The organism is Planotetraspora mira, assembly GCF_016863275.1.
Taxonomy (GTDB): domain Bacteria; phylum Actinomycetota; class Actinomycetes; order Streptosporangiales; family Streptosporangiaceae; genus Planotetraspora; species Planotetraspora mira.
The window spans coordinates 1-21,732 of the sequence record NZ_BOOO01000027.1 but is presented as its reverse complement, the minus strand read 5'-3'; the positions used below and the strand labels follow the sequence as shown (position 1 = coordinate 21,732).

23 protein-coding genes and 1 riboswitch are annotated in these 21,732 nt (G+C 70.3%); of the genes, 8 read left to right on the top strand and 15 right to left on the bottom strand.

The annotated features are described in order from the left end of the window. Positions 1-34 precede the first annotated feature (34 nt). A complete protein-coding gene (locus tag Pmi06nite_RS24140; RefSeq protein ID WP_203955383.1) occupies positions 35-964 on the top strand; it encodes a lysozyme family protein in 930 nt (309 codons plus the stop codon). A gap of 110 nt (positions 965-1,074) precedes the next feature. Here Pmi06nite_RS24140 and Pmi06nite_RS24135 read toward each other — a convergent pair whose 3' ends face one another. Further along, positions 1,075-1,905 (bottom strand): SGNH/GDSL hydrolase family protein, encoded by an 831-nt coding sequence (locus tag Pmi06nite_RS24135; RefSeq protein ID WP_203955382.1) that lies wholly within the window; start codon positions 1,903-1,905, stop codon positions 1,075-1,077. 166 nt (positions 1,906-2,071) lie between these two features. Here Pmi06nite_RS24135 and Pmi06nite_RS24130 point away from each other — a divergent pair, with 166 nt between their 5' ends. Further along, a complete protein-coding gene (locus Pmi06nite_RS24130; RefSeq protein ID WP_203955381.1) occupies positions 2,072-3,295 on the top strand; it encodes an isochorismate synthase in 1,224 nt (407 codons plus the stop codon). A 74-nt stretch (positions 3,296-3,369) separates the two neighbouring features. On the opposite strand, the gene Pmi06nite_RS24125 is transcribed toward Pmi06nite_RS24130, so the two are convergent. Further along, positions 3,370-3,990, bottom strand: coding sequence for a YigZ family protein (locus tag Pmi06nite_RS24125; RefSeq protein WP_203955380.1), 621 nt, complete (start codon positions 3,988-3,990; stop codon positions 3,370-3,372). A 26-nt stretch (positions 3,991-4,016) separates the two neighbouring features. Continuing rightward, complete coding sequence (locus Pmi06nite_RS24120; RefSeq protein ID WP_203955379.1) at positions 4,017-4,499, bottom strand: cupin domain-containing protein; 483 nt, start codon at positions 4,497-4,499, stop codon at positions 4,017-4,019. Positions 4,500-4,763: 264 nt separating this feature from the next. Between Pmi06nite_RS24120 and Pmi06nite_RS24115 the strand changes: the two genes are divergently transcribed. Beyond that, on the top strand, positions 4,764-5,501 hold the full coding sequence (locus Pmi06nite_RS24115) for a GntR family transcriptional regulator (RefSeq protein ID WP_203955378.1): 738 nt from the start codon (positions 4,764-4,766) through the stop codon (positions 5,499-5,501). Between the two features lie 14 nt (positions 5,502-5,515). On the opposite strand, the gene Pmi06nite_RS24110 is transcribed toward Pmi06nite_RS24115, so the two are convergent. From Pmi06nite_RS24110 to menB, 3 genes are all read right to left on the bottom strand, one after another. Further along, positions 5,516-6,166, bottom strand: a complete 651-nt coding sequence (locus Pmi06nite_RS24110) for a DedA family protein (RefSeq protein WP_203955377.1) — start codon at positions 6,164-6,166, stop codon at positions 5,516-5,518. Between the two features lie 102 nt (positions 6,167-6,268). Continuing rightward, entirely contained in the window at positions 6,269-7,918 is a 1,650-nt protein-coding gene (gene menD, locus Pmi06nite_RS24105; RefSeq protein ID WP_203955376.1) for a 2-succinyl-5-enolpyruvyl-6-hydroxy-3-cyclohexene-1-carboxylic-acid synthase, read from the bottom strand. Positions 7,919-7,986: 68 nt separating this feature from the next. Then, the gene (gene menB, locus Pmi06nite_RS24100) at positions 7,987-8,817 is read right to left on the bottom strand and encodes a 1,4-dihydroxy-2-naphthoyl-CoA synthase (RefSeq protein ID WP_203955375.1); all 831 of its coding nucleotides are present in this window, start codon (positions 8,815-8,817) and stop codon (positions 7,987-7,989) included. Positions 8,818-8,946: 129 nt separating this feature from the next. Here menB and Pmi06nite_RS24095 point away from each other — a divergent pair, with 129 nt between their 5' ends. Further along, positions 8,947-10,053 (top strand): AMP-binding protein, encoded by a 1,107-nt coding sequence (locus Pmi06nite_RS24095; protein ID WP_203955500.1) that lies wholly within the window; start codon positions 8,947-8,949, stop codon positions 10,051-10,053. 149 nt (positions 10,054-10,202) lie between these two features. After that, on the top strand, positions 10,203-11,540 hold the full coding sequence (locus tag Pmi06nite_RS24090) for an RNA polymerase sigma factor (protein WP_203955374.1): 1,338 nt from the start codon (positions 10,203-10,205) through the stop codon (positions 11,538-11,540). Positions 11,541-11,635: 95 nt separating this feature from the next. On the opposite strand, the gene Pmi06nite_RS24085 is transcribed toward Pmi06nite_RS24090, so the two are convergent. Both Pmi06nite_RS24085 and Pmi06nite_RS24080 read right to left on the bottom strand, forming a co-directional pair. Then, positions 11,636-12,403 carry a VOC family protein gene (locus Pmi06nite_RS24085; RefSeq protein WP_203955373.1) on the bottom strand — a complete coding sequence of 256 codons (768 nt, stop codon included), beginning with the start codon at positions 12,401-12,403 and terminating at the stop codon, positions 11,636-11,638. A 101-nt stretch (positions 12,404-12,504) separates the two neighbouring features. Then, positions 12,505-12,900 (bottom strand): hypothetical protein, encoded by a 396-nt coding sequence (locus Pmi06nite_RS24080; protein ID WP_203955372.1) that lies wholly within the window; start codon positions 12,898-12,900, stop codon positions 12,505-12,507. A 114-nt stretch (positions 12,901-13,014) separates the two neighbouring features. Here Pmi06nite_RS24080 and Pmi06nite_RS24075 point away from each other — a divergent pair, with 114 nt between their 5' ends. Together Pmi06nite_RS24075 and Pmi06nite_RS24070 are read left to right on the top strand one after the other, a co-directional pair. Next, positions 13,015-13,590, top strand: a complete 576-nt coding sequence (locus Pmi06nite_RS24075; protein ID WP_239114169.1) for a TetR/AcrR family transcriptional regulator C-terminal domain-containing protein — start codon at positions 13,015-13,017, stop codon at positions 13,588-13,590. Positions 13,591-13,972: 382 nt separating this feature from the next. Continuing rightward, a complete protein-coding gene (locus Pmi06nite_RS24070; RefSeq protein WP_203955371.1) occupies positions 13,973-14,173 on the top strand; it encodes a DUF5999 family protein in 201 nt (66 codons plus the stop codon). On the opposite strand, the gene Pmi06nite_RS24065 is transcribed toward Pmi06nite_RS24070, so the two are convergent. Next, complete coding sequence (locus Pmi06nite_RS24065) at positions 14,160-14,756, bottom strand: alpha/beta hydrolase family protein (protein ID WP_203955370.1); 597 nt, start codon at positions 14,754-14,756, stop codon at positions 14,160-14,162. The two genes, Pmi06nite_RS24070 and Pmi06nite_RS24065, sit on opposite strands and share 14 nt — an antisense overlap. Before the next feature lie 93 nt (positions 14,757-14,849). Here Pmi06nite_RS24065 and Pmi06nite_RS24060 point away from each other — a divergent pair, with 93 nt between their 5' ends. Continuing rightward, on the top strand, positions 14,850-15,224 hold the full coding sequence (locus Pmi06nite_RS24060; RefSeq protein ID WP_203955369.1) for a hypothetical protein: 375 nt from the start codon (positions 14,850-14,852) through the stop codon (positions 15,222-15,224). On the opposite strand, the gene Pmi06nite_RS24055 is transcribed toward Pmi06nite_RS24060, so the two are convergent. The 6 genes from Pmi06nite_RS24055 to Pmi06nite_RS24030 form a co-directional block, all read right to left on the bottom strand. After that, entirely contained in the window at positions 15,202-15,747 is a 546-nt protein-coding gene (locus Pmi06nite_RS24055; protein WP_203955368.1) for a hypothetical protein, read from the bottom strand. The genes Pmi06nite_RS24060 and Pmi06nite_RS24055 overlap by 23 nt on opposite strands. Positions 15,748-15,878: 131 nt before the next feature. After that, a complete protein-coding gene (gene gcvP / locus Pmi06nite_RS24050) occupies positions 15,879-18,704 on the bottom strand; it encodes an aminomethyl-transferring glycine dehydrogenase (RefSeq protein ID WP_203955367.1) in 2,826 nt (941 codons plus the stop codon). Between the two features lie 178 nt (positions 18,705-18,882). Then, positions 18,883-18,973, bottom strand: a riboswitch (glycine riboswitch). A 74-nt stretch (positions 18,974-19,047) separates the two neighbouring features. Then, the gene (locus tag Pmi06nite_RS24045; RefSeq protein WP_203955366.1) at positions 19,048-19,665 is read right to left on the bottom strand and encodes a MerR family transcriptional regulator; all 618 of its coding nucleotides are present in this window, start codon (positions 19,663-19,665) and stop codon (positions 19,048-19,050) included. 143 nt (positions 19,666-19,808) lie between these two features. Continuing rightward, complete coding sequence (locus Pmi06nite_RS24040) at positions 19,809-20,279, bottom strand: bifunctional nuclease family protein (RefSeq protein ID WP_203955365.1); 471 nt, start codon at positions 20,277-20,279, stop codon at positions 19,809-19,811. Between the two features lie 76 nt (positions 20,280-20,355). After that, a complete protein-coding gene (gene ftsR / locus Pmi06nite_RS24035; RefSeq protein WP_203955364.1) occupies positions 20,356-21,012 on the bottom strand; it encodes a transcriptional regulator FtsR in 657 nt (218 codons plus the stop codon). Between the two features lie 19 nt (positions 21,013-21,031). After that, complete coding sequence (locus tag Pmi06nite_RS24030) at positions 21,032-21,535, bottom strand: FHA domain-containing protein (protein WP_203883930.1); 504 nt, start codon at positions 21,533-21,535, stop codon at positions 21,032-21,034. Positions 21,536-21,732: the final 197 nt, after the last annotated feature.

Here is a 21,732-nt window from a genome sequence, read left to right as displayed (position 1 = left end):
TGTGCGGGTCAGCCCCTCCACGTAAGGGACATTCATGGCCATCCGCACCTCCGCCCGCCGAAAACTCCTGTCGACCGTCATCGCGACCGCCGCGCTCGTCCTCTCGAGCCTCGTGGCGACGACCACCATGGCCGCACCCGCTCTCGCCGCCGCGCCCTGCGCCGGCGGCGGTATGGCGGTTCCCGTCGAAGGCACCGATCCCACGGCCCCGGAGAACCCGGAAGATCAGGGCCAGCAGATGACGCTTGAGCAGATGCAGGCCTACGTGGCTTACAACGAAGGGCCCTACGGGCTCGCGGGCAACGCCCACGTCTACCCCGACAGCGCCACCCCGCCGCACCCGACCGTGGGCATCGGATTCAATCTCGACCGAGCCGGCGCCCGTGAGACGATCACCGCTGTCGGAGCCGACTACGACGCGGTGCGAGCAGGCACCCAGAACCTGACACAATTCCAGATCACCACATTGTTCGTTAACGACTGGAACGCCGCGGTCAAGACCCTCCGCACCGTGATACCGAACTTCGACCAGTTGTCGTCGGCCAGGCAGGTGGTGCTGATCGACATGGCGTTCGCGATGGGCGGCGCGAAATTCCTGACGTTCAAAAAGATGATCGCGGCCGTGAACAGCGGTGACTGGAACGCGGCGGGCTACGAGGTCGTCCACTCCGACTGGGCGTCACAGGTCGGGCAGCGAGCCCAGAAGAACCAGCGGCTCATGACCGCCGGAGCGGTGTGCCGGCCGACCGACATGCCGAAGAAGACCACGGCCACGCCCCGAGGTGGCAACTCCGGTGGCACGGTCTACCCGGGCGGCATCTACAGCGAGCCCCTGCCGGGCGGCGGCGGGATCCGAACCTACTGGGTGCTGACCGTCTGCACGATCACCGATGTCTACCAGGTCAGGGATGGCGTGCCGGTCTACATCGGGTCGAACATGGTGTGCTCCAGCACGGCGGCCTGATGTCCGTGGGCCTTACAGCGCTCATCTTCTGACCTTCTGACCCTCTGACCGAACGTCGAAGGGCCGGCAGCGGTGGGTCGATCCCTCCGCTGCCGCGGTGTCGCCGGGACTCAGGGTTGCGTCGCCGAGGGGACGAACCCGGCGTCGAAGGTGATCGCGGCGAGGGCCTTCTGTCCCGCGGCGTTGGGGTGGAAGTAGTCCCAGCCGCTCAGGTGCCTCAGCGTGAAGGGGAAGGAGAAGACCGCGCCACCGTCGTACCGGCAGGCCGTGCCGTACAGGGCACATGCCTGGCTGAGCTGTTCGTTGTAGGCGATCACCCGCTCGCGGACCCGGTCCCGGCGCGCCTCGTCGGTCTTGCTGACCGACGCCGAGTTCGCCAGCATCGACGGGCAGATCCCGCCGAGGGCCCAGAACGCGCGGGCCCAGGCGTTGTCCTTGCCCACCCGCCACAGACGCTTCAGGTCGGGAATGCTGGCGACGAAGACCCGTGTGCCCGTCGTCCGCAGGACCGCGAGCGCCGCGTCGATCCGCTGGCGGTAGGTGGCGACCGGCGTCATGGCCGCCTCCGAGTCCCTGCAGGCGTCCTGCGCTCCGATCAGGATCGTCACGTACTCGGCGCCCCTGGCCACCGCCTGGCGGGCCTGCGCCAGGAGATCGGCACTGGTCGCGCCGGGAACGGCGAAGTTCAGATTGTGCCCGTTGATCGCCGGCCCCTGCGCCAGCAGTCGCAGGTAGTGACTGTCGACGCCCGGATTGTCACCCGCTGCCCACGAGCGTGACGTACACGACACATACCAGCCACAAGCATTGAATCCAGAACTAATAGAGTCCCCCAGCGCGGCCATTACCCTGGGCATCGCCTGCGGCATCGTCTGCGCGTTGGCCGTGCCGGCTCCGACGAGGACCGACGCGAGGACGACCGATGCGATCTTCTTGATCATGAACACCTCCGGGAGACCAAAGCTAGGGATCACGCCGGCGATCGTTCTATGACCACAAGGGGAGCCGAGCCTTCCATGACCAAGTTCCTATCGGTGCTTGACACGGTCGCCCCGGCGTTCGGGGGTCGGTGTCGAACGTGTTCAGTTCCTGCGTAAAGTGAGGCAAATGAGTGTCGCGCTGATCCGCCCCCTCACGGTTCGCACGATCGCCGTGAGCGATCCGGACGATCTGCTCTCGCGCCTTCCCGGCGCGGGGCCGTACGCCTGGGTGAGGCATGGCGAGGGTCTCGTGGGCTGGGGAGAGGCCGCCCGCGCCACGGTTCCGCCGGGCCCCGGCCGCTTCCAGTGGGCGCGTGAGTGGTTGTCGTCGCTTTTCGACGACGCGTGGATCGACGACGAGGTCGGGATGCCGGGATCCGGCCCCGTGGCGTTCGGGTCGTTCACCTTCGACGCCAACGCCGAGGGCTCCACCCTGGTGGTCCCCCAGGTGATCCTCGCCCGCTCCGGAGGCCGCGCCTGGCTCACCACGGTCGGCGACGCCGGCTCCGACGCCGTCGCACCGTTAGTCACCGCCCGGGGGATCACGTACGGCGACGGCTCGCTGACCGCCCCCGAGTGGCAGGAAAGGGTCGCGAGAGCCGTACGGAAGATCAAGGGCGGCACGCTGGACAAGGTGGTGCTGGCCCGCGACCTCCTGGCCACGGCGGACCGGGAGATCGACACACGGGTGCTGCTGTCCCGGCTGGCCACGCGGTATCCGGAGTGCTACACCTTCTCCGTCGACGGGCTCGTCGGCGCCACCCCTGAGCTTCTCGTCCGCCACAAGGGGCAATCGATCGAGTCGCTCGTCCTCGCGGGCACCATCGCGCGCGGGTCGGGTCCCGCCGACGACGCCGCCCGCGGCGAGGCGTTGCTCGCCTCGGAGAAGGACCGCTACGAGCACGTCTGCGCGGTCGTGTCCGTCAGGGAGGCGCTTGCACCGCTCTGCGCCGCACTCGAGGTGCCGGACAAGCCGGAGCTGCTCGTGCTGCCCAACGTGCAGCATCTCGCCAGCCGGGTGACCGGCCGCCTGTCCGACGGCGCCTCGGTGCTCGACGTGGTGGCGGCCATGCACCCCACCGCCGCCGTCGGAGGCACGCCCACGGCGAAGGCGCTGAGCGTCATCCGCGAACTGGAGGGCATGGACCGCGGCCGATACGCGGGACCGGTGGGATGGATCGACTCACGCGGCGACGGCGAGTGGGGCATCGCCCTGCGCTGCGCCCAGGTCTCCGGCGACCGCGCCCGCCTGTTCGCCGGCTGCGGCATCATGGGCGGGTCCGATCCCGAGGCGGAGCTCGCCGAGGCGCAGGCGAAGTTCCGCGCCATGCAGTACGCCCTGGAAGGCTGAGGCCCGCCGCCGAACCACGGGTCCGGAGCCCGGCAGGCCCGCACCGCCGCCCGGACCCGCCGGCCCGCGCTCCCTCAGCCGGCCAGGTAGACCAGGCCCCCGAGCGTCAGCACGGCGCGTCCGGCGGTGACGGTCGCCAGCCATTCCTCGAAGGCCGGCACCCTCTCCTGCGCGACGGCGACCTCGAAGGTGACACCCGGCCCGTAGGCCACGCCCCGCAACGCGTACGGCGAAGCCCGCAGGTCGTTGTCCAGGCGTCCCGCGTGGGCGTGGTCGATCGTCACCGTGACGACCGTCGCCGGAACCATCGAGACGCTCTCCGCGCGGTCGAGCGTCTCCCCCACGGCTCCGCCGTACGCCCGGGCGAGGCCGCCCGCGCCCAGCAGCACACCCCCGAAATGCCGGGTGACCACGGCGACGACGTCGGCGAAGCCCCGGCGGCCGAGCATCTCCAGCATGGGTGTGCCCGCCGTGCCTCCCGGCTCGCCGTCGTCGTCCGCCTTCCTGACCCGGTCGCCGATGATGTACGCCGTGCAGTTGTGCGTGGCGTCGGCGTGCCGGCGCCTGATCCCGGCGATGAACTCGCGGGCCGCCTCCTCGGTGCTCGCCGGGGCGAGGGCGCAGATGAAGCGCGAACGGCGGACCTCGATCTCGTGCTCGGTGATGTTCTTGATCGTCAGGTACGGCGCGGCCACCGCGTCAGGCTACACACCCCGCCGGCTCAGCCGGCGCGCCCGTCATGCCCCCGGGCCACGGGGCCCTCCCATCGCAGATCCGGCAGGTTGACCACGATGGCCTCCTGGGTGCTGCGCGCGATGACGACGACCGCCTCGTTGCCGGGGTCGGGGTTCTCCTCCCGATGCGGCACGAACGGCGGGACGAAGATGAAGTCGCCCGGCCGGGTGTCGATCCGGGTCTCGCGTTCCTCGTCCCCCTCGATGTCGAGGAAGACGAACGACGGAGTCCCGCTGACGATGTAGATGGCCGTCTCGGAATCACCGTGGTGGTGGTTGGCCGAGACCGTCGCCGGTGCGACGCGGGTCTGTCCCATCCAGAGGCGCTCGGAGTGCACGCTGGCGCCGCTGATGGCGGCCTGGCGGTACATTCCCGACGTCTGTGCCGTCTCCGAGGTGAGCGCGCCGGGTGCGATGCGGTGCAGCCGCCGGTGGAACGGGTCCTCCGGCAGCACCAGGCCTTCCGCCATCAGGATTCTCCTTCTCCGTGCCATCCGTGTCCGGTGTTCCGCAATCATGGCCCCCAGCCCGCATTCGGGCGTGCGGCTCACCCGTCGCCGGTCGGTTTTCGTGGGATGTGTGACCACGCGGACCCGCCCAGCGCCTTTACATAGTAGATTCATTAGCAGCGCCATCCGCGCAGTTGACAACCAGGTATCGGAGGACTTTCTTGCCCGTGTTCTTTGTCCGGACATTCTGCGCTCGATAAGATCGATCCGGCTGAGGAGGAGAACATGAGCGAGCTCCAGATCGACCTCGACCGGTCGAGCCCGGTGCCCCTCTACTTCCAGGTCGCCGAGCAGATCTCCGAGGCCATCAGGCGCGGCGACCTCCCGCCCGGCTCCCGGCTCGACAACGAGATCCTGCTCGCCGACCGCCTGGGCCTGTCCCGGCCGACGGTCCGCCAAGCGATCCAGTACCTCGTCGACAAGGGGCTGCTCGTCCGCAAGCGGGGAGTCGGCACGCAGGTCGTGCACGGCCAGGTGAAGCGCTCGGTCGAGCTGACGAGCCTCTACGACGACCTCCGCCGGGCCGGCCAGGAGCCCGCGACCAGCGTGCTCGCCATCGACACCGTCGCCTCCGACGAGAGCATCGCCCAGGTGCTCGGTCTCACCACCGGGGCGGAGGTGCTCAGGATCGAACGGCTCCGTTACGCCTCAGGCGAGCCGCTCGCCCTCCTCCACAACTGGCTGCCACCGGGGCCCGCCACCCTCACCGCGGCGGCGCTGGAGGAGCGCGGCCTCTACGAGGTGCTCCGGGCCGCGGGGGTCCGGCTGAGGGTCGCCAACCAGCGGATCGGTGCGAAGGTCGCGAGTCCGGCGGAGGCCCGGCTGCTCGGCGAGCGCCGGGGCGCGCCGCTGATCACGATGGTCCGCACGACGTACGACGACCAGGGCAAGGCCGTCGAGCACGGATCGCACGTCTACCGTGCGTCGCACTACTCCCTCGAGGTGACGTTGATCGAGCGGTAGCCCCCGCTCGAGGGTCAGGCGCCGACGGCCTCGGCCTCGGCGGCCTGCTCCTCCTCGGCGGCGACCGACTTGGCCGCCTTGCGCTTCAGCCACATCGTGGTCGCGATGCCGAAGACGACCGCGACGCCCAGGCCGGCCCAGGAGAAGTTCTTCATCCACTTGTCGGCGACCACGCCCAGGTAGTAGACGCCCGCCGTGGTGCCTCCCGCCCACAGGACGCCGCCCAGGACGTTCGCGACGGCGAAGCGCCAGTACGGCATGCGCAGCGCCCCGGCGAGAGGGCCGGCGAGGATGCGCAGCAGGGCGACGAAGCGGCCGAAGAACACCGCCCACATGCCCCACCGGTGGAAGACCTGCTCCGCCTTGGCGATGTGAGCCGGCCCGAAATGCTTGGGGAAGCGCCGGCCGAGCCGATCGAACAGCGGCTGCCCGCCCTTGCGCCCGATGACGTAGCCGATCGAGTCGCCCACGATCGCCCCCGCGCTGGCGCAGATCCCGACGACGAGAGGATGGACCACGCCCTGGGCCGCCAGCAGCGCGGCGCTCACCAGCACGATCTCTCCCGGAAGGGGGATCCCGAGGCTCTCGAGCCCGACCACCAGGCCCACGAGAACGTAGACCCAGACAGAGGGAATGGTCTGCAACCACTCGTCGACGACGTGCATGTCACTCCACTTCTGTCCGGCGAACCAGGTACATCATGCCGCCGCGACCGGGGCGGCGCATCCCTCTCGGGGACCAACGGGGATCGGCCACGAGGACGAGGCCTACGCGCGCATCGCCTCCCGGACGGCGTCGCGCATCGCGACGTGGACGGCCGCGTTCTCCGTGCGGTCGGTGCGCACCTCGACCATCCGGAGACCATCCCCCTTGATCGCCCTCGGCAGGTCGTCGATGTCCTCCACGAGCGTGTGCGGCACCCCGCTCGCCGCCGCGACGTAGCTGAGGTCCACCCCGTGCGGCGTGCCGAAGACCCGCTCGAACGGCCCCTCGAGAGCGGCCTGCGGCAGCAACGAGAAGATCCCGCCACCGTCGTTGTTCACGACCACCAGGCACAGGTCGGGCCGCGGCTCACGCGGGCCGAGCACCAGCCCGTTCTGGTCGTGCAGCAACGTCAGGTCGCCGATCAGCGCGTACGTCGGGCCGTTGTGGGCGAGCGCGGCGCCCATGGCCGTGGAGACGAGGCCGTCGATCCCCGACGCCCCCCGGTTCGCCATCAGGCGCAGCCCGCGGCGGGGCCGCATGGTCTGGTCGAGCTCCCTGATCGGCGTCGAGGACCCGCAGAAGAGGAGCGAACCGTTGGGCAGCAGCCCGGCGAGGTCACGGGCGAGGCGCGGCTCCGTCAGCCCCGCGGAGCCGAGGACGCCGTCGATCGCCTCCCTGGCCACGTGGTCGGCCTGCCGCCAGGAACGCAGCCACGAGTCGTCGCCCGCCGCGATGGGGATCTCCACGGCCTGCGCCACCTGCGTGGCCGACCTGGTGGGATCGGGCCAGCGGGTGAGGTCGGTGGCGACGACGATGTGCTCGTCGGCCCGCCGCAGCCACGACATCAGCGGCCGCGACAGGCCGGGACGGCCGAGGGTCACCACGACGTCGGGCCGGTGGGCCCGCGCGAACTCCGGGTCGGACAGAAGGAAGTGATAGGCCGAGATGGCGTGGTCGCCGTACCGGCCGCCGCCGTTGGGCTCCGACAGGACCGGCCAGCCCGCCATCCCCGCCGCCGCGACGTAGCGCCGGACACCGGGTGCGCCGTCGCCCACGACGAGGACGCCCCTGCGGGTCGGCGGGATGTGCAGGGCGGACGAGGGCGGCGCGACCCTGGCCCTGATCCACGCGCCTCCGGCGTCGCCGTCGAGCGACTCGCACCAGGTCGTGTCGCCGTCCGGGATCAGCGGCTCCCTGAACGCCACGTTCAGGTGGACCGGTCCCGGGTCGGACGGGCCGAGCGCCCGCTGGTAGGCCCGCCCGGCGAGCGACCGCCAGTAGGCCACCTGGCCCGGCCGGTCCTCGGGCACGCCGATCTCGGCGTACCACCGTACGGCCGAGCCGTACAGCTTGACCTGGTCGATGGTCTGGTTGGCGCCGGTACCCCGCAACTCGGCCGGCCGGTCGGCGGTCAGCACGAGCAGCGGCACGCCCGACTCCGAGGCCTCGATGACGGCCGGGTGGAAGTTCGCCGCCGCCGTGCCCGACGTGCAGATCACCGCCACCGGCCGCTCGGACCGCTTGGCCAGCCCGAGCGCGAGGAAGGAGGCCGACCTCTCGTCGATGCGCACGTGCAGCCTGAGACGTGACTCGGCGTGGACGGCCAGCGCGAGCGGCGCGGAGCGCGATCCGGGCGCGAGGACGACGTCGGTCACGCCGCAGCGGACGAGTTCGTCGGCCAGCACGGTGGCGAGCGCGGTCGCGGGGTTCACGGCCGCGGCTCCACGATCCGCCTGACGGCGCGGCGTCCCTCCGGGGACGGGTCGGCGATCATCCCCATCTACGGGCGGCGCGGGAACTTCGAGAAGTCAGGGGTGCGCTTCTCCTTGAAGGCGTCGCGGCCCTCCTGGGCCTCCTCGCTCATGTAGTACAGGAGCGTGGCGTCGCCCGCGAACTGCTGCATGCCCGCGGCGCCGTCGGTCACGGCGTTGAGCGCGCCCTTCAGCATCCGCAGAGCGAGCGGCGACTTCTCCAGCAGTTCGCGTGCCCACTGGACGGTCTCCTCCTCGAGCCGCTCGAGGGGAACGACGGCGTTGACGAGCCCCCACTGCAGAGCGGTCTCCGCGTCGTACTGGCGGCAGAGGTACCAGATCTCGCGGGCCCGCTTGAGCCCGACCGTCTCGGCGAGCAGCCAGGAGCCGTAACCGCCGTCGAACGAGCCCACCTTGGGACCCGTCTGGCCGAACTTGGCGTTGTCGGCGGCGATCGTCAGGTCGCAGCAGACGTGCAGCACGTGGCCGCCGCCGATCGCGTAACCCGCGACCATCGCGATGACCGGCTTGGGGCAGCGGCGGATCTGGACCTGGAGGTCGAGCACGTTCAGGCGCCCGATGCCGTGGGTCTTGTCGTCGACGTAGCCGTCGTCACCGCGGATCTTCTGGTCGCCGCCCGAGCAGAACGCCTTGTCGCCCGCACCGGTGAAGATGATCACGCCGACCTCGGGGTCCTCCTGGGCCACGTTGAACGCGTCCCGGAGTTCGAAGAGGGTCGTCGGGCGGAACGCGTTGTGCCGCTCGGGCCGGTTGATCGTGATCTTCGCGATTCCCTCCACCGTCTCGTAGACGATGTCTTCGTAATCGCCGGACCGCTTCCAGTCGAGCCCGATGGTCACGCTCGCTCCTCAGTCGTCTCGTATCTGCGGTCGTCACGTATCGGCCCCCGCACCGGACGCGCCCGTACCCGGACTAACCTTACGACCGTGCCGACCCGATTTGGACAGCGACCGGTCCATGCCCTGCTCATGCCGCCGGGACCCGCCCTGTTCGACGCCGTACGGCACGCCCTGTCGGGGGACGGTCCCGCCGTGTTGCCGCTCTCCCCCGACCTGCCGCGACCCGCACTGGAGGCGGCCCTCGCCGCCCTGCGGCCCACCCACGTCGTCACCCCCGACGGCGTACGGCGGGAACCGGACGGCGTGCCGACCGACGCGACTGTGATCATCGCCACATCGGGGTCCACCGGGCCTCCGAAGGGCGTCGAACTGACGGCCTCCGCGCTCACGGCGTCGGCGCGGGCGTCCCTCACCCGTGTGGGCGCGCATGAGGGGGAGCGCTGGTTGTGCTGTCTGCCTCCGGCGCACATCTCCGGGATGCAGGTGCTGGTCAGGTCGCTCCTGAGCGGGAGCGAGCCGATCATCCACGAGGGCTTCTCCCCCGGCCACGTCGCCGCGAGCGGCGCGGATCACGTGTCCCTCGTGCCGACCCAGTTGCGGCGGCTGCTCGACGCGGGCGCGGACGTCTCCGTCTTCCGCACGATCCTCCTCGGGGGCGCTGCCGCTCCCCCCGGCCTGATCGACGAGGCGACCCTGGCCGGCGCACGGATCGTCACGACGTACGGCATGAGCGAGACCAGCGGCGGAAGCGTGTACGACGGCGTCCCCCTTGACAATGTAGATCTCGAAATCGGCGCCGACGGCCGGGTCCGGATCGCCGGGCCCGTCGTCTTCTCCGGTTACCGCCTGCGCGAGGACCACCCCTTCGACGGGAGGTGGTTCGTCACCTCCGACCTCGGGGTGATCACCGATGGCAGGCTCTCCGTGCTCGGCCGGGCCGACGACGTCATCAACACCGGCGGCCAGAAGGTCGTCGCGGGGGTCGTGACGAAGGTCCTCGCCGGCCATCCGGGCGTGCGGGACGTCGCCGTCGTCGGCAGGCCCGACCCCGAATGGGGCGAGATCGTCGTGGCGGTCGTGGTCGGCGAGGTCACCCTCGACGATCTCCGTTCGTTCGCGAAGGAACGGCTGCCCGCCTACGCGGCCCCACGCGTGGTGGAGGTGGTGCAGGCGATCCCCGTCCTGTCCAACGGGAAACCCGATCTCGCCGCCCTCAGGGATCCGTCCCGGCGATAGCCCGGCGGGCGGGGCAGGCCCCTCCGGAACGTCCCTCCGGGAACAAACTGAGGCCGCTGGCGTTATTGCTACTGGTGCGCGTGCCGTACCGCCACCACCCACCCGACCACCGCACGTATGAGAACTCCGGTAAAGGAGGAGGTGCCTTCATGCCCCGCACTGCCGTGGCGACCGCGCCCGACAGCGAGGTGCCCCCGACCACCCTCGGCCGCCTTCTGGACCAAGGGCGAGCGCAGGGTCACCTTTCCCTGTCGGAACTTCGCGAGGCGTTTGCCCGGTTCGGGGTCAGCCCCACCGAGGGCCGCTCGATCCTCAGCGAGCTCACCGAGGCGGGCGTGAAGCTGGCCTCGGAGGACGACACCGCCGTACCCGCCCAGAACGCGGGTAAGAAGACCCCGGCGAGGAAGACCCGCAGGGCCGCCGCGACCGCCGCGACCCGGCGCTCCGCGGCGAAGACAACCGCCAAGCCCGGCGACGACGCGGCCGACGCGAACACCGACGACGAGGACTGGTCGCCCGAGGACGCCGAGCACACCGGGACGATGGACCTCGACGACAACTCGTCCGTCATGGGCGACTCGGTGCACACCTACCTCAAGTCGATCGGGCGCCGCACGCTGCTGACCGCCGCGCAGGAGGTCGAGCTCGCCAAGCGCATCGAGGCCGGGCTGTACGCGGAGTACAAGCTCGAGACGGCCCTGGAGAGCGGCGAGAAGCTCGCTCCGGGCGTCCGCGAGGACCTCCAGTGGGTCATCGACGACGGCAAGCGCGCCAAGGACCACATGCTGGAGGCCAACCTCCGCCTGGTCGTGTCGGTCGCCAAGAAGTACACCGACCGCGGCATGTCCCTCCTCGACGTCGTCCAGGAGGGCAACCTCGGCCTGATCCGGGCCGTGGAGAAGTTCGACTACACCAAGGGCTACAAGTTCTCGACCTACGCCATGTGGTGGATCAGACAGGCGATCCAGCGCGGCTTCGCCGACTCCGCCCGCACGATCCGCCTGCCCGTCCACGTGCTGGAGATGTTGTCCAAGCTGTCGCGCGTCGAGCGTGACATGCACCAGCGTCTCGGCCGTGAGCCCACGCCGGAAGAGCTGGCGGTGGAGCTCGACAAGACGCCCGACCAGATCGAGGAGCTGCTCCGTACGAGCAGGCAGCCGATCAGCCTCGACTCCACGATCGGCGAGGACGGCGAGACCAGGATCGGCGACCTGATCGAGGACGTCGACTCTCCCGAGGCGTCCGAGGTCGTGGACCGCCAACTGCTGGCCGAGCAGCTCAAGGGCGTACTGGGCAACCTGAGCCCGCGCGAGGCGAAGATCATGAGTCTTCGTTTCGGGCTGACCGACGGCAAGCCGCACACCCTGGACGAGATCGGCAGGCACCTGGGCCTCACCCGGGAGCGGATCCGCCAGCTGGAGAAGGAGTCGCTCTCCAAGCTCCGCCACCCGAGCAACGCCCGCCCGTTGCTCGACTGGGCCAGCTGACCCGTAGGGCTCGCGTCCAGCCGGTCGCGAGCCCGAGCGGTGTTCCCGTCACGCCCACGTTCGCGCGCGCATGATTTTCGCGCGCGCCCGTGCCGTCAGCCGGCCAGCGCGATGATCGAGAAGACGGCGCCATCAGGGTCGTCGACCACGGCGACCCGTCCCGTCTCGATGTCGAACGGCGGGACGGACACGACGCCGCCCAACTCGGCGACCTTCGCGCAGGACGCGTCGCAGTCGCCGACCGCGAAGTACACCATCCAGTGGGCGGGGATCTCCTCCGGCCACATCTCGTTCATCGCGACCATGCCGGCGACGGTCCGGCCGCCGGTGTCGAAGTCCGTGTAGGTGCTCGCACCTCCGGGATGCGGCCGCTTGCGGCCCCGCCATCCGAACAGGCGGCCGTAGAACGCGGCGGCCTCGCCGGCGTCGCGCACGGCGAGCTCACTCCAGCACAGCGTCCCGGGCACGCCGGTGACCGCGGCACCGGCGAACCCCGCCGCCTGCCACACCGCCAGAGCGGCGCCCGCGGGATCGGCGAGGTAGGCGCTCCTGCCGTGGTCGAAGACCTCCAGCGGTCCCGCGGTGAGGCGGCCTCCGGCCTCGACGGCCAGCTTCGCCGCGAGGTCCGCGTCCCGCACCGCGACGTAGGTCGTCCACCAGCGCAGGCCGTCGTCGGTGGCCGGCCCGATGCCGGCCACCGGAGCGCCGCGCAGGTGGGCCACCGCGTACTCCTCCCGCTCGGGCATGGCGACGAAGTCCCACCCGAACAGCGCGGAATAGAAGTCCTTCGCCGCGCCCACATCGGAGGCGCCGAGATCCACCCAGCAAGGAGATCCCGGCGCGAACGCGATGTTCTCCGACATGGCCGGCCCTCCACACGTGCGGCGTCGGCGCCCACGGTACTCAGGTCGCCCGCCTTGAGGGCCGGAAAGAACAGTCCGGTACGGCTCTCGCCCAACCTCGCCTAACGGGCGGCGGAGGAGGCCCGGGGAACGCGTGCGATGCCGGTCAGCCGGTGCTCCTCGCGCAGCGTGCGGAGGCGGTTCACCTCGGCGGTCCACTTCGCCCCGTCGGGGGTGGCCCTGGCCTTGCGCCGCGCGATGCGGTCGTCGTAGGCCTTCTCCCCCAGCGTGACCCGCTGCACCGCCTCGGCCGCGCGCAGCGCCTCGGTCAGGGCGCGGTCGAAGTCGATTCCCGCCGCCCGCAACTCCTCCGCAGAGGCGCCCTCGGCCCGCTTGGCCCGCAGCGCCTGCTCGGCCTCCCTCGCCCTGTCCAGCAGAGCACCGAAGTCGCCACCGAGCTCCTGGTCGGCATGGTAGCGGTCCGCCTCACGGCTCACCCGCCGACGGAAAATCGCCATCGTCAGCCCCTCCAGATCGAACAAACCATCGCTGGCGAAAGCGTACGCGCTTCTCACGGGGTCTCGCACACCAGGGTGCGGTGCGCTTTACGAAGTAAGGACGCATGTGGCAGCATGATCGATATGCCTGCCAAGCGACCACCCGTCCCGCTGTCCCTGGAACGCATCATCGACGCCGCCCTCCACATCGCCGACGGGCAGGGCCTGCGCAGGCTCACCATGCGCCGGCTGGGCGACGCGCTCCAGGTCGAGGCGATGGCCATCTACCACCACCTGCCACGGGGCAAGGACGCGCTGATGGACGCGCTGGCCGAGCACGTCACCGCCGTCCAGGTCGGCCCCGAGGGCCTGGACGGCTGGCAGGACAGAGCCCGCGCCTGGGCCCGCGCGAGCCGTGCGGCGCTGCTGGAGCATCCCGGGGTGTTGTCCCTCGCGCTGACCAAGCCGCCGAAGGGCTCGGCGCTGATCGCGATCAGGGAGCAGGCCGAGCAGCTCCAGGAGGCCGGACTGGGCGACGCCAGCGAGGCGGTGCGCGCACTGCGCGCCTACGTGTTCGGCAGCGTGGCGGTGGAGGTCCAGCAGTCCGGCTGGGCCGATCCGGACGCGACGGTGCAGCACGCCCGGACCGCGGACGGCGAGCGGGAATTCGAACACGGCCTCGACGCCCTCATCACCGGCCTGGAACGCTGATCCGCAGGTCGGAGGGCCAAGACCCGACGAACCACGCAGAACGCTCAGCGAATCCAAAGAAATGGTAATCAGTCAGTTACCAGACGGACGGCGTGTCGAGGTTGGCCCGTTATCGTCCATGGGGCAACCTTGTGTTACAAGTCACATCAGCGAGACCGGTCCACTCAGGCCGCACGCGGGCCCCCCACCCGGACCGGCGATATCGTCCGAACGGACTATGTCATGCCGATGCGACCGGCCAGCAAACTGGTGAAGTCCATAAATACGTCAACCCCGAAGGCTCGCCCCCCGTACAAAAGAGGGAAGGAAGACATCGGTGACGGCCACCACCGTCCGCCGGTGAACGACCACGAGCGATCGATAAAGACACGGAGCCCCGGCGATGTGCCCTCATGACCCGGCCTGTCCCCACGCGGACGCGAAGGACCGAGAAGCCGCCCGCACGATAGCGACGCACCCTGAGCAGGGATGGAGCCTGCTCTGCAACGGTGTCGTGCTGTTCGAGGACACGGGAGAGCTCCTGCCGGACGGAGGCGTGATCGCTCCCCACCGCCCCACCGACATGGCCGTCAACGCAGCCTGAGCTCCAGCAGCCACTCGGCCACCTCCTCGCCCACGCGGGCGGGATCCCTCTTCAGATCGTGACCCTCTCCCGCCAGGACCACCAGTCGCGCGGCGTCGGCCGCGTCGGGGACCCCGAACGGATCCCGGTCTCCGTTGATCACCAGTACGTCGGTTCCCGCCTGCCGCAGCTCTCCGGCCCGTGAACGCTCGGGCCGGCCGGGCGGGTGCAGGGGGAACGCGAGCGCGATCACCGCGTCGGCCCCGACCGCCGACGCCGTACGGCAGGCCACCCGGGCCCCGTTGCTCCGGCCGCCCTGAACGAGCGGCAGCCCCGGCCGGCTCTCCCGCAGCCCCGCGACGATGCTCACCCACGCCTCGTCCTGTTTGACCGCGGACCCCGGCGCCCGTGCGCCCCTGAGCCGGAACGGCTGGACCACCCGCGCAACGGTCCCCCCGATGGCCAGCACGGCGTCCCGTACGGCGAGCAGGTCGGGTGCGTCCACTCCCCCCGCCGAGCCGTGGGTCAGGACGAGCAGCAGCCGGGGATCGGCGGCCTCGTCGATCTCGACCCGCGCGGGGCCGTGCGGTGTGGCGACGTCCATGCAGGTGACCGTACCGGCTCCGACTTTGGCAGGATGGGCGACCCGTCCGGACGGAGGATGGCGCACGGCCCGCCCTCCCGCCACAATGTGATCGTGCCCGATAACCCCCTGCAGCAGCACACGACGTCCGACGCCACCCGGCAGGATCTACGCGCCATCATCGCGACGCGCCGAGACCTGGGCCCGGACTACGAGGACGCCCTCGTCGACTCGTTCCTCGACAAGCTCGACGTCGAGATCGCCGCACGCGTCCGGTCGGAGGTGGCCGCGCAGACCGCCGGGATCGCCAAGGACACCCACCGCGGCAAGGACACCACCGTCCCCGTGGCTCTCGGATCACTCGGCATCGGCATCCCCCTCACCGCCATCGCATCGAGCAACGCGGGAGGCGCCGGTCTGCTCCTCGCCTGGGCCGGGATCATCTGCGTCAACGTGGCCTACGCGCTCAGCCGCCGGTCGAGTCGCTGACGACGTCGCCCGTCACGGGCCGGACGTCGCGGTTGAGGCGGAGCCGGACCTGCTCGGCGAGCACCTGGTCGGGGTGATCGAGACCGTAACGCCAGACCGTCTCGGCGTCGGCGTCGCGGCCTCGCAGCGGCAGCGTGCGGGCGAGCAACTCGATGGCGAGCGCACCCGTCTCCGCCTCGCCGTCCTCCCAGCGGCCCTCCTCGACCGCTCCGGCGAACTGCCCGCAGGCCATCTCGAGATGCGCGATGCCGAGGAGCACCCGCAGGCGCGCCACATCGGTCACGGCGGTGACGGACAAGGCCTCCAGCAGGACGTCTGCCGCCTGCTCCGGCTCCCCGTCCGCCAGCAGGTCCGCCGCCATGCGCTCGGCGACGACGGACAGCCCCTGGGCCGCGTCGGCCTGGTCGGGGCCCTCGGCGTCCGAGGCGAGCTCCGCGAAGATCGCCGCCGCGGCGTCGAGATCACCGGTCTCGGCTAGCCGGCGGGCCTGGTCGATCGGCCGCCCGGGGTCGATGGCCGTCATGAGGGGGGCCTCACAGGGATGAGGAGGGGTGGGGAACGATCAGCAAGATCTTAACGACCTGTGCCCCGGTGCGGGAGTGACATGCGCAACTGGTCCGCCACCATGCCGTTCCCCTGCCCCCCTTCGACCGCTCAGTCCTCGTACGCCTCGAGCGGCGGGCACGAGCAGACCAGGTTGCGGTCGCCGTAGGCCTGGTCGATCCGGCGGACCGGAGACCAGTACTTGTTGTCGCGCAGCGAGGGCAGCGGGTAGGCCGCCGCGGCCCGCGAGTACGGGTGCGACCACTCACCGGAGACCAGGGAGTCCGCCGTGTGGGGCGCGTTCCGCAGCGGGTTGTCCACCCGGTCGTACTCGCCGGAGGCCACCCGGGCGATCTCCTCACGGATGGCGATCATCGCCTCGGCGAACCGGTCGAGTTCCGCCAGGTCCTCGCTCTCCGTCGGCTCGATCATCAGGGTGCCCGCCACGGGGAAGGACATGGTCGGCGCGTGGAAGCCGTAGTCGACCAGGCGCTTGGCCACGTCGTCCACGGTGACCCCGGTCTCCTTGGTGATCTGCCGCAGGTCGACGATGCACTCGTGCGCGACCAGGCCGTCGCGTCCGGTGTAGAGGACCGGGTAGTGCGGCGCGAGCCGCCTGGCCAGGTAGTTGGCCGACAGGATCGCCTGCTCGGTGGCCTGCCTGAGCCCGTCGCCGCCCATCATCCGCACGTACGCCCAGGAGATCGGGAGGATGCCCGCCGAGCCGTACGGCGCGGCCGACACGTGCGTGGGGAGGTGGTCGGCGAGATGGGCCTTGACCGCCACGGGGCCGACGCCGGGGCCTCCGCCGCCGTGCGGGATGCAGAAGGTCTTGTGCAGGTTGAGGTGGGACACGTCCGAGCCGAACTCACCGAGCTTGGCCAGGCCGACCAGCGCGTTGAGGTTCGCGCCGTCGACGTAGACCTGTCCCCCGGCCTCGTGGACCCGCGCGCAGATCTCGACGATGGTCTCCTCGTACACGCCGTGCGTCGAGGGGTACGTCACCATGATCGCGGCCAGCGCCTCACGGTGCTTGTCGATCTTGAGGGAGAGGTCGTCCAGGTCGACGTTGCCGTCGTCGTCGCACGCCACCACGACGACCCGCATGCCCGCCATGACGGCGCTGGCGGCGTTCGTGCCGTGAGCGGACGACGGGATGAGGCAGACGTTCCTGCCGACGTCCCCACGGGAGCGGTGGTAGGACCGGATGGCCAGCAGTCCGGCGAACTCTCCCTGGGAGCCGGCGTTCGGCTGGATCGACACCCGGGCGTAGCCGGTGATCTCGGCGAGCCAGCCCTCGAGGTTCCCGATCAGCTCCAGGTACCCCTCGGCCTGCGCGTCCGGCGCGAAGGGATGGATGCCGGCGAACTCCGGCCAGGTGATCGGCTCCATCTCGGTGGTCGCGTTCAGCTTCATCGTGCAGGAGCCCAGCGGGATCATCGACCGGTCGAGCGCGATGTCCTTGTCCTGGAGCCTGCGCAGGTAGCGCAGCATCGCGGTCTCCGACCGGTAGGAGTGGAAGACCGGGTGGGTCATGAACTCGGAGGTCCTGACCAGGTCTCCCGGCAGGGCGTCGGCCGTCGCCCGGTCGAGGTCGTCCACCACGACGCCCTCGCAGCCGAAGGCCTCCCACACCACGGCCAGGTGGGCCGTGGTCGTCTTCTCGTCGCAGGCCACGGCGACGTGGTCGCCGTCCACCCGGCGGAGGTTGATCCCCCCGGCGGCCGCGGCCGCGACGACCTCGTCCGCCCGGCCCGGCACCTTGGCGAGCACGGTGTCGAAGAATTCGTCGTGCACCACCTCGACGCCGTTGTCCCGCAGGCCGGCGGCGAGGATGGCCGCGTGCCTGTGGGCGCGCTGCGCGATCCGCCTCAGCCCGTCGGGCCCGTGGTAGACCGCGTACATCGAGGCCAGCACGGCGAGCAGGACCTGCGCGGTGCAGATGTTGCTCGTCGCCTTCTCCCGGCGGATGTGCTGCTCACGGGTCTGCAGGGCCAGCCGGTAGGCGGGGCGCCCGTCGGCGTCCACGGACACGCCGACCAGGCGGCCGGGCATCTGCCGCTGGAGCCCCTCGCGGACGGCCATGTAGGCGGCGTGCGGGCCGCCGAACCCGAACGGGACGCCGAAGCGCTGTGTGGAGCCGACGGCGATGTCGGCGCCCAGTTCGCCCGGGGAGACCAGCAGCGTCAGGGCCAGCAGGTCGGCCGCGGCCACCACCTGAGCCCCCTGCGCGCGGGCCCGCTCGGCCAGTGCGCGGAAGCCCGCGAGACGGCCGCTCGCCCCCGGATACTGCACGAGCACCCCGAAACACTCGGGCAGGTCACCCGTGAGGTCCGACTCGACGAGCGTGATCCCGAGCGGCTCGGCGCGGGTGGCGAGCACGGCCTTGGTCTGCGGCAGCGCCTCGGCGTCGACCACGAAGACGTCGGCCTTGACCTTGCTCGCCCGGCGGGCCAGCGTCATCGCCTCCGCGGCGGCCGTGGCCTCGTCGAGGAGGGAGGCTCCCGCGACGTCGAGGCCGGTCAGGTCCGTCACCACGGTCTGGAAGTTGAGCAGCGCCTCGAGCCGTCCCTGCGAGATCTCCGGCTGGTACGGCGTGTACGCGGTGTACCAGCCCGGGTTCTCCAGCACGTTGCGGAGGATGACACCGGGGGTGATCGTGTCGTGGTAGCCCAGCCCGATCATGGAGGTGAGCACCTTGTTCCGGCCGGCGAGGGCGCGCAACTCGGCGAGGGCCTCCTGCTCGTTCACGGCATCGGGCAGCGCCATGGCGGTCGCCGTCCTGATGGCTCCGGGAACGGCCATCGCCACCAGATCGGCCACCGACTCATAGCCGACGGTCTGCAACATCCGCGCCTGTTCGGCGTCGGACGGACCGATGTGGCGGGTCGCGAAAGGCGGGGCGGAAAGATCGCGGAGCGGGGACCGATCGGTCATGACAGGGGCCTCCTGGGCGGGTCGAGACCAGCGCGCGCCGTACCTGCTGGCACGGCCCGTCGTCTTGCGGTCTCCCCCTCTGTCATCGGACCTGAGAGCTTCACCGGGCCATCGACGCGCCCGGCTTTCCCCTTCGGTGAGGCTCCACCTGGCTGGTGCGCCTGCTTTTCAGAGTCGCCTCGTCCGTGCGGTACCGGTTACCTGAGAGATTCCGGGGAGGTTGCTCCTTCGGCGCCCCTGGTGAAAGGGGACTCTCCCGCACGAGGTCATCAGCCAGACCAACTCTACCGGCTACCGGAATGGGCGGTGACGCCCCTATGGTCCCGGTCGGCGGACCGGTCCGTCAGCCGGTCTTGCGGGCCTTCCTGCGGCGGGCCAGTTCGTCCGCCGGATGATCACCCTCCGCATCGGAGGCGCTCTCGGCGCGCTCACTCGGGAGCTCGGCGAGCGATCCCTCCACCTCGCGCCAGACCCTGCCCAACGCGATGCCGAAGACGCCCTGACCACCCTGGAGCAGGTCGATCACCTCGTCGGCCGACGTGCACTCGTAGACGCTGACGCCGTCGCTCATGAGCGTGATCTGCGCCAGGTCGTGCACCCCGCGATCACGCAGGTGCTGCACGGCGGTGCGTATCTGCTGGAGGGAGACGCCGGTGTCGAGGAGCCGCTTGACCACCTTCAGGACGAGGATGTCGCGGAAGCTGTACAGGCGCTGCGATCCCGAGCCCTGTGCGGCTCTTATCGTGGGCAGCACCAGCTCGGTGCGCGCCCAGTAGTCCAGTTGCCGGTAGGTGATGCCGGCCGCCGCGCAGGCCGTGGGACCGCGGTAACCGACGTCATCGGGCAGAGACGCGGGCTGCTCGTCGAACAGCAGACCCTGCTCGCCGGCACGCTCGCGTGCCGCCTGCCGGACCGGATCATGTTGTCCGGCCGACTTACCCTCGCCGCTGCTGACCGCCACTGCGGACCTCCGGCTTTCTCTCATCCCACGGTCTGATCTGGGGGTTCGTGAATTACAACCGTGGTTTCCCTTGCACCGTAGGACCGGGGCCATCCTCAGTCAACGACCCCGTCCGGCGCGTCGTGAAGCGCAATATCCCGAAATCAACCCGCACGGCCGAAGTCTTCCGGGGTGATGTTGTCCAGGAACTGGCGGAACTTCTCCACCTCGTCCTCCTGGTCGTCCGGCATGCTCACGCCTGCCTCCTGGACCACGTCCTCGCTGGCGTAGATCGTCGCCCCCGTCCGCAACGCCAGCGCGATCGAGTCCGACGGACGCGCGCTCACTTCTACGCCGTTGGAGAACACCAGGTCGGCAAAGAAGATCCCGTCACGGAGGGCGACGATGTTCACGGTGCGCAGACGCACCCCCAGCGCCTCCAGCACGTCCCTGAACAGGTCGTGGGTCAGCGGCCGGGGCGGCGGTTCCTCCGCCTGCGCCAGCGCGATGGCGGTCGCCTCGGTCATGCCAATCCAGATCGGCAAGTACCGATCACCGCTCGTCTCCTTGAGGAGAACGATCGGCTGGTTGGAGGGCATCTCAACGCGAACCCCCACGACCTCCATCTGCAACACGGGCGACTCCGTCTCAAAGCGTCGCGGCATATCACCAGGCATTCAACGTAACACCGCGACGGAGCGAATGAGCCGGTCACCGTCCCAGAACGCCGCGAACACTGCCACGAAGTAATGCACTGTGCAATTTCTGGAGAAGTCCGGAGATCTCCCGACCCGTCTCGCCCGCTTGATCGATCGCCCCCGGCGCGCGGCGCCGCAACAACGGCGCCACGGCCTGCTCCACGAGGCCGGCCTCCCGCTCCACAACCGCCTTGACGGCCCGCAGATGCCGGGGATGCAGGCCGAAACGGGCCAACTCCGCGACGTTCCTGGCCACGTCCAGCGCGTCGGCGTCGTAGCGGCGCGCGACCGGCACGACCAGCCCGAAGCTCTCCATCTCGGCGAGCGTCTCGTCGTCGATGCCCGCGGCCTCGAGCAGTTCCTCCCTGCTCAGCCGTACGGCAGGGACCTCGGAGGACACGTCGCGCGGACGGGTGGCCTGCTCCTCCAGATGATCCTTGATCACACGGAGCGGAAGATAGTGGTCACGCTGCGCGGTCAGGATGTAACGAAGGCGCTCCACGTCGTTGTGCGTGAACTTGCGGTAGCCCGAGGGGCTCCGCTGGGGCTCGATGAGCCCCTCGCCTTCCAAGAACCGGATCTTGGAGATCGTGACGTCGGGGAACTCGCCCTGTAGCAGGGCGAGCACCTCCCCGATGCTCATGAACGCCCTTACGGCCTGCGCGCCCATGACTCCACCTCCTCACCGATCACGGTCCTCCAGGGCCACGTGTGAGGAACACCAGTCGGAACTTCCCGATCTGCACCTCGTCGCCCCCGGCGAGCGGGAACTCCTCGATCCGCTCACGGTTGACGTAGGTGCCGTTCAGGCTTCCGACATCACGCACGGTGAACTGGCCACCACGCCGGTAGAACTCCACGTGCCTCCTGGACACGGTCACATCGTCCAGGAAGATGTCGCTTTCCGGGTGACGACCCGCCGTAGTGAGGTCACTGTCGAGCAGAAAACGGCTGCCCGCGTTCGGCCCGCGCATCACGACCAGCAGCGCGGTCCCCGGAGGCAGTTGCTCGAGGGCCGCCCTGTCGGGAAGCAGCGTCTGCCCGAGCTCCGCCTCGATCGCGTCAAGCGAGATCGTCGAGGTGGTGTCGGGTGCGACGGGCGCCGGAGCGCTCAGCGGCGAACCGCATCGTGAACAGAAACGGGCATCCTCGGGGTTGGCATGACCGCACTGCGTGCAGTAGACGCTGGGCATCGATCGGCTCGGCCTCTCTCACGACTTGCTCAGACTGCGAATGCCGCAACTTACGCTGATCAGGGACAAAGGTCAAGAAGCGTCGCTGGGCGTGGACTGCCCAACGCTACAGCCCCCAGCCGTCCATGGTCCATCCCGCCACACGTGCCCATGGCCGCGCCTCCGGCACGGCGTGCGCTGTGTCCCCTTGCCGCGCC

What these genes read in the sequence shown, in the direction of transcription:
- Pmi06nite_RS24085 (WP_203955373.1), bottom strand. Translation starts at nt 12,403, where the DNA reads ATGTCGGAGAACATCGCGTTCGCGCCGGGATCTCCTTGCTGGGTGGAT.
- Pmi06nite_RS24065 (WP_203955370.1), bottom strand. Translation starts at nt 14,756, where the DNA reads ATGGACGTCGCCACACCGCACGGCCCCGCGCGGGTCGAGATCGACGAG.
- Pmi06nite_RS24075 (WP_239114169.1), top strand. Translation starts at nt 13,015, where the DNA reads ATGATCGATATGCCTGCCAAGCGACCACCCGTCCCGCTGTCCCTGGAA.
- Pmi06nite_RS24095 (WP_203955500.1), top strand. Translation starts at nt 8,947, where the DNA reads ATGCCGCCGGGACCCGCCCTGTTCGACGCCGTACGGCACGCCCTGTCG.
- Pmi06nite_RS24080 (WP_203955372.1), bottom strand. Translation starts at nt 12,900, where the DNA reads ATGGCGATTTTCCGTCGGCGGGTGAGCCGTGAGGCGGACCGCTACCAT.
- Pmi06nite_RS24055 (WP_203955368.1), bottom strand. Translation starts at nt 15,747, where the DNA reads ATGACGGCCATCGACCCCGGGCGGCCGATCGACCAGGCCCGCCGGCTA.
- ftsR (WP_203955364.1), bottom strand. Translation starts at nt 21,012, where the DNA reads ATGGGCGCGCAGGCCGTAAGGGCGTTCATGAGCATCGGGGAGGTGCTC.
- Pmi06nite_RS24070 (WP_203955371.1), top strand. Translation starts at nt 13,973, where the DNA reads ATGTGCCCTCATGACCCGGCCTGTCCCCACGCGGACGCGAAGGACCGA.
- Pmi06nite_RS24120 (WP_203955379.1), bottom strand. Translation starts at nt 4,499, where the DNA reads ATGGCGGAAGGCCTGGTGCTGCCGGAGGACCCGTTCCACCGGCGGCTG.
- Pmi06nite_RS24090 (WP_203955374.1), top strand. Translation starts at nt 10,203, where the DNA reads ATGCCCCGCACTGCCGTGGCGACCGCGCCCGACAGCGAGGTGCCCCCG.
- Pmi06nite_RS24115 (WP_203955378.1), top strand. Translation starts at nt 4,764, where the DNA reads ATGAGCGAGCTCCAGATCGACCTCGACCGGTCGAGCCCGGTGCCCCTC.
- Pmi06nite_RS24130 (WP_203955381.1), top strand. Translation starts at nt 2,072, where the DNA reads ATGAGTGTCGCGCTGATCCGCCCCCTCACGGTTCGCACGATCGCCGTG.
- Pmi06nite_RS24140 (WP_203955383.1), top strand. Translation starts at nt 35, where the DNA reads ATGGCCATCCGCACCTCCGCCCGCCGAAAACTCCTGTCGACCGTCATC.
- Pmi06nite_RS24030 (WP_203883930.1), bottom strand. Translation starts at nt 21,535, where the DNA reads ATGCCCAGCGTCTACTGCACGCAGTGCGGTCATGCCAACCCCGAGGAT.
- gcvP (WP_203955367.1), bottom strand. Translation starts at nt 18,704, where the DNA reads ATGACCGATCGGTCCCCGCTCCGCGATCTTTCCGCCCCGCCTTTCGCG.
- Pmi06nite_RS24135 (WP_203955382.1), bottom strand. Translation starts at nt 1,905, where the DNA reads ATGATCAAGAAGATCGCATCGGTCGTCCTCGCGTCGGTCCTCGTCGGA.
- Pmi06nite_RS24110 (WP_203955377.1), bottom strand. Translation starts at nt 6,166, where the DNA reads ATGCACGTCGTCGACGAGTGGTTGCAGACCATTCCCTCTGTCTGGGTC.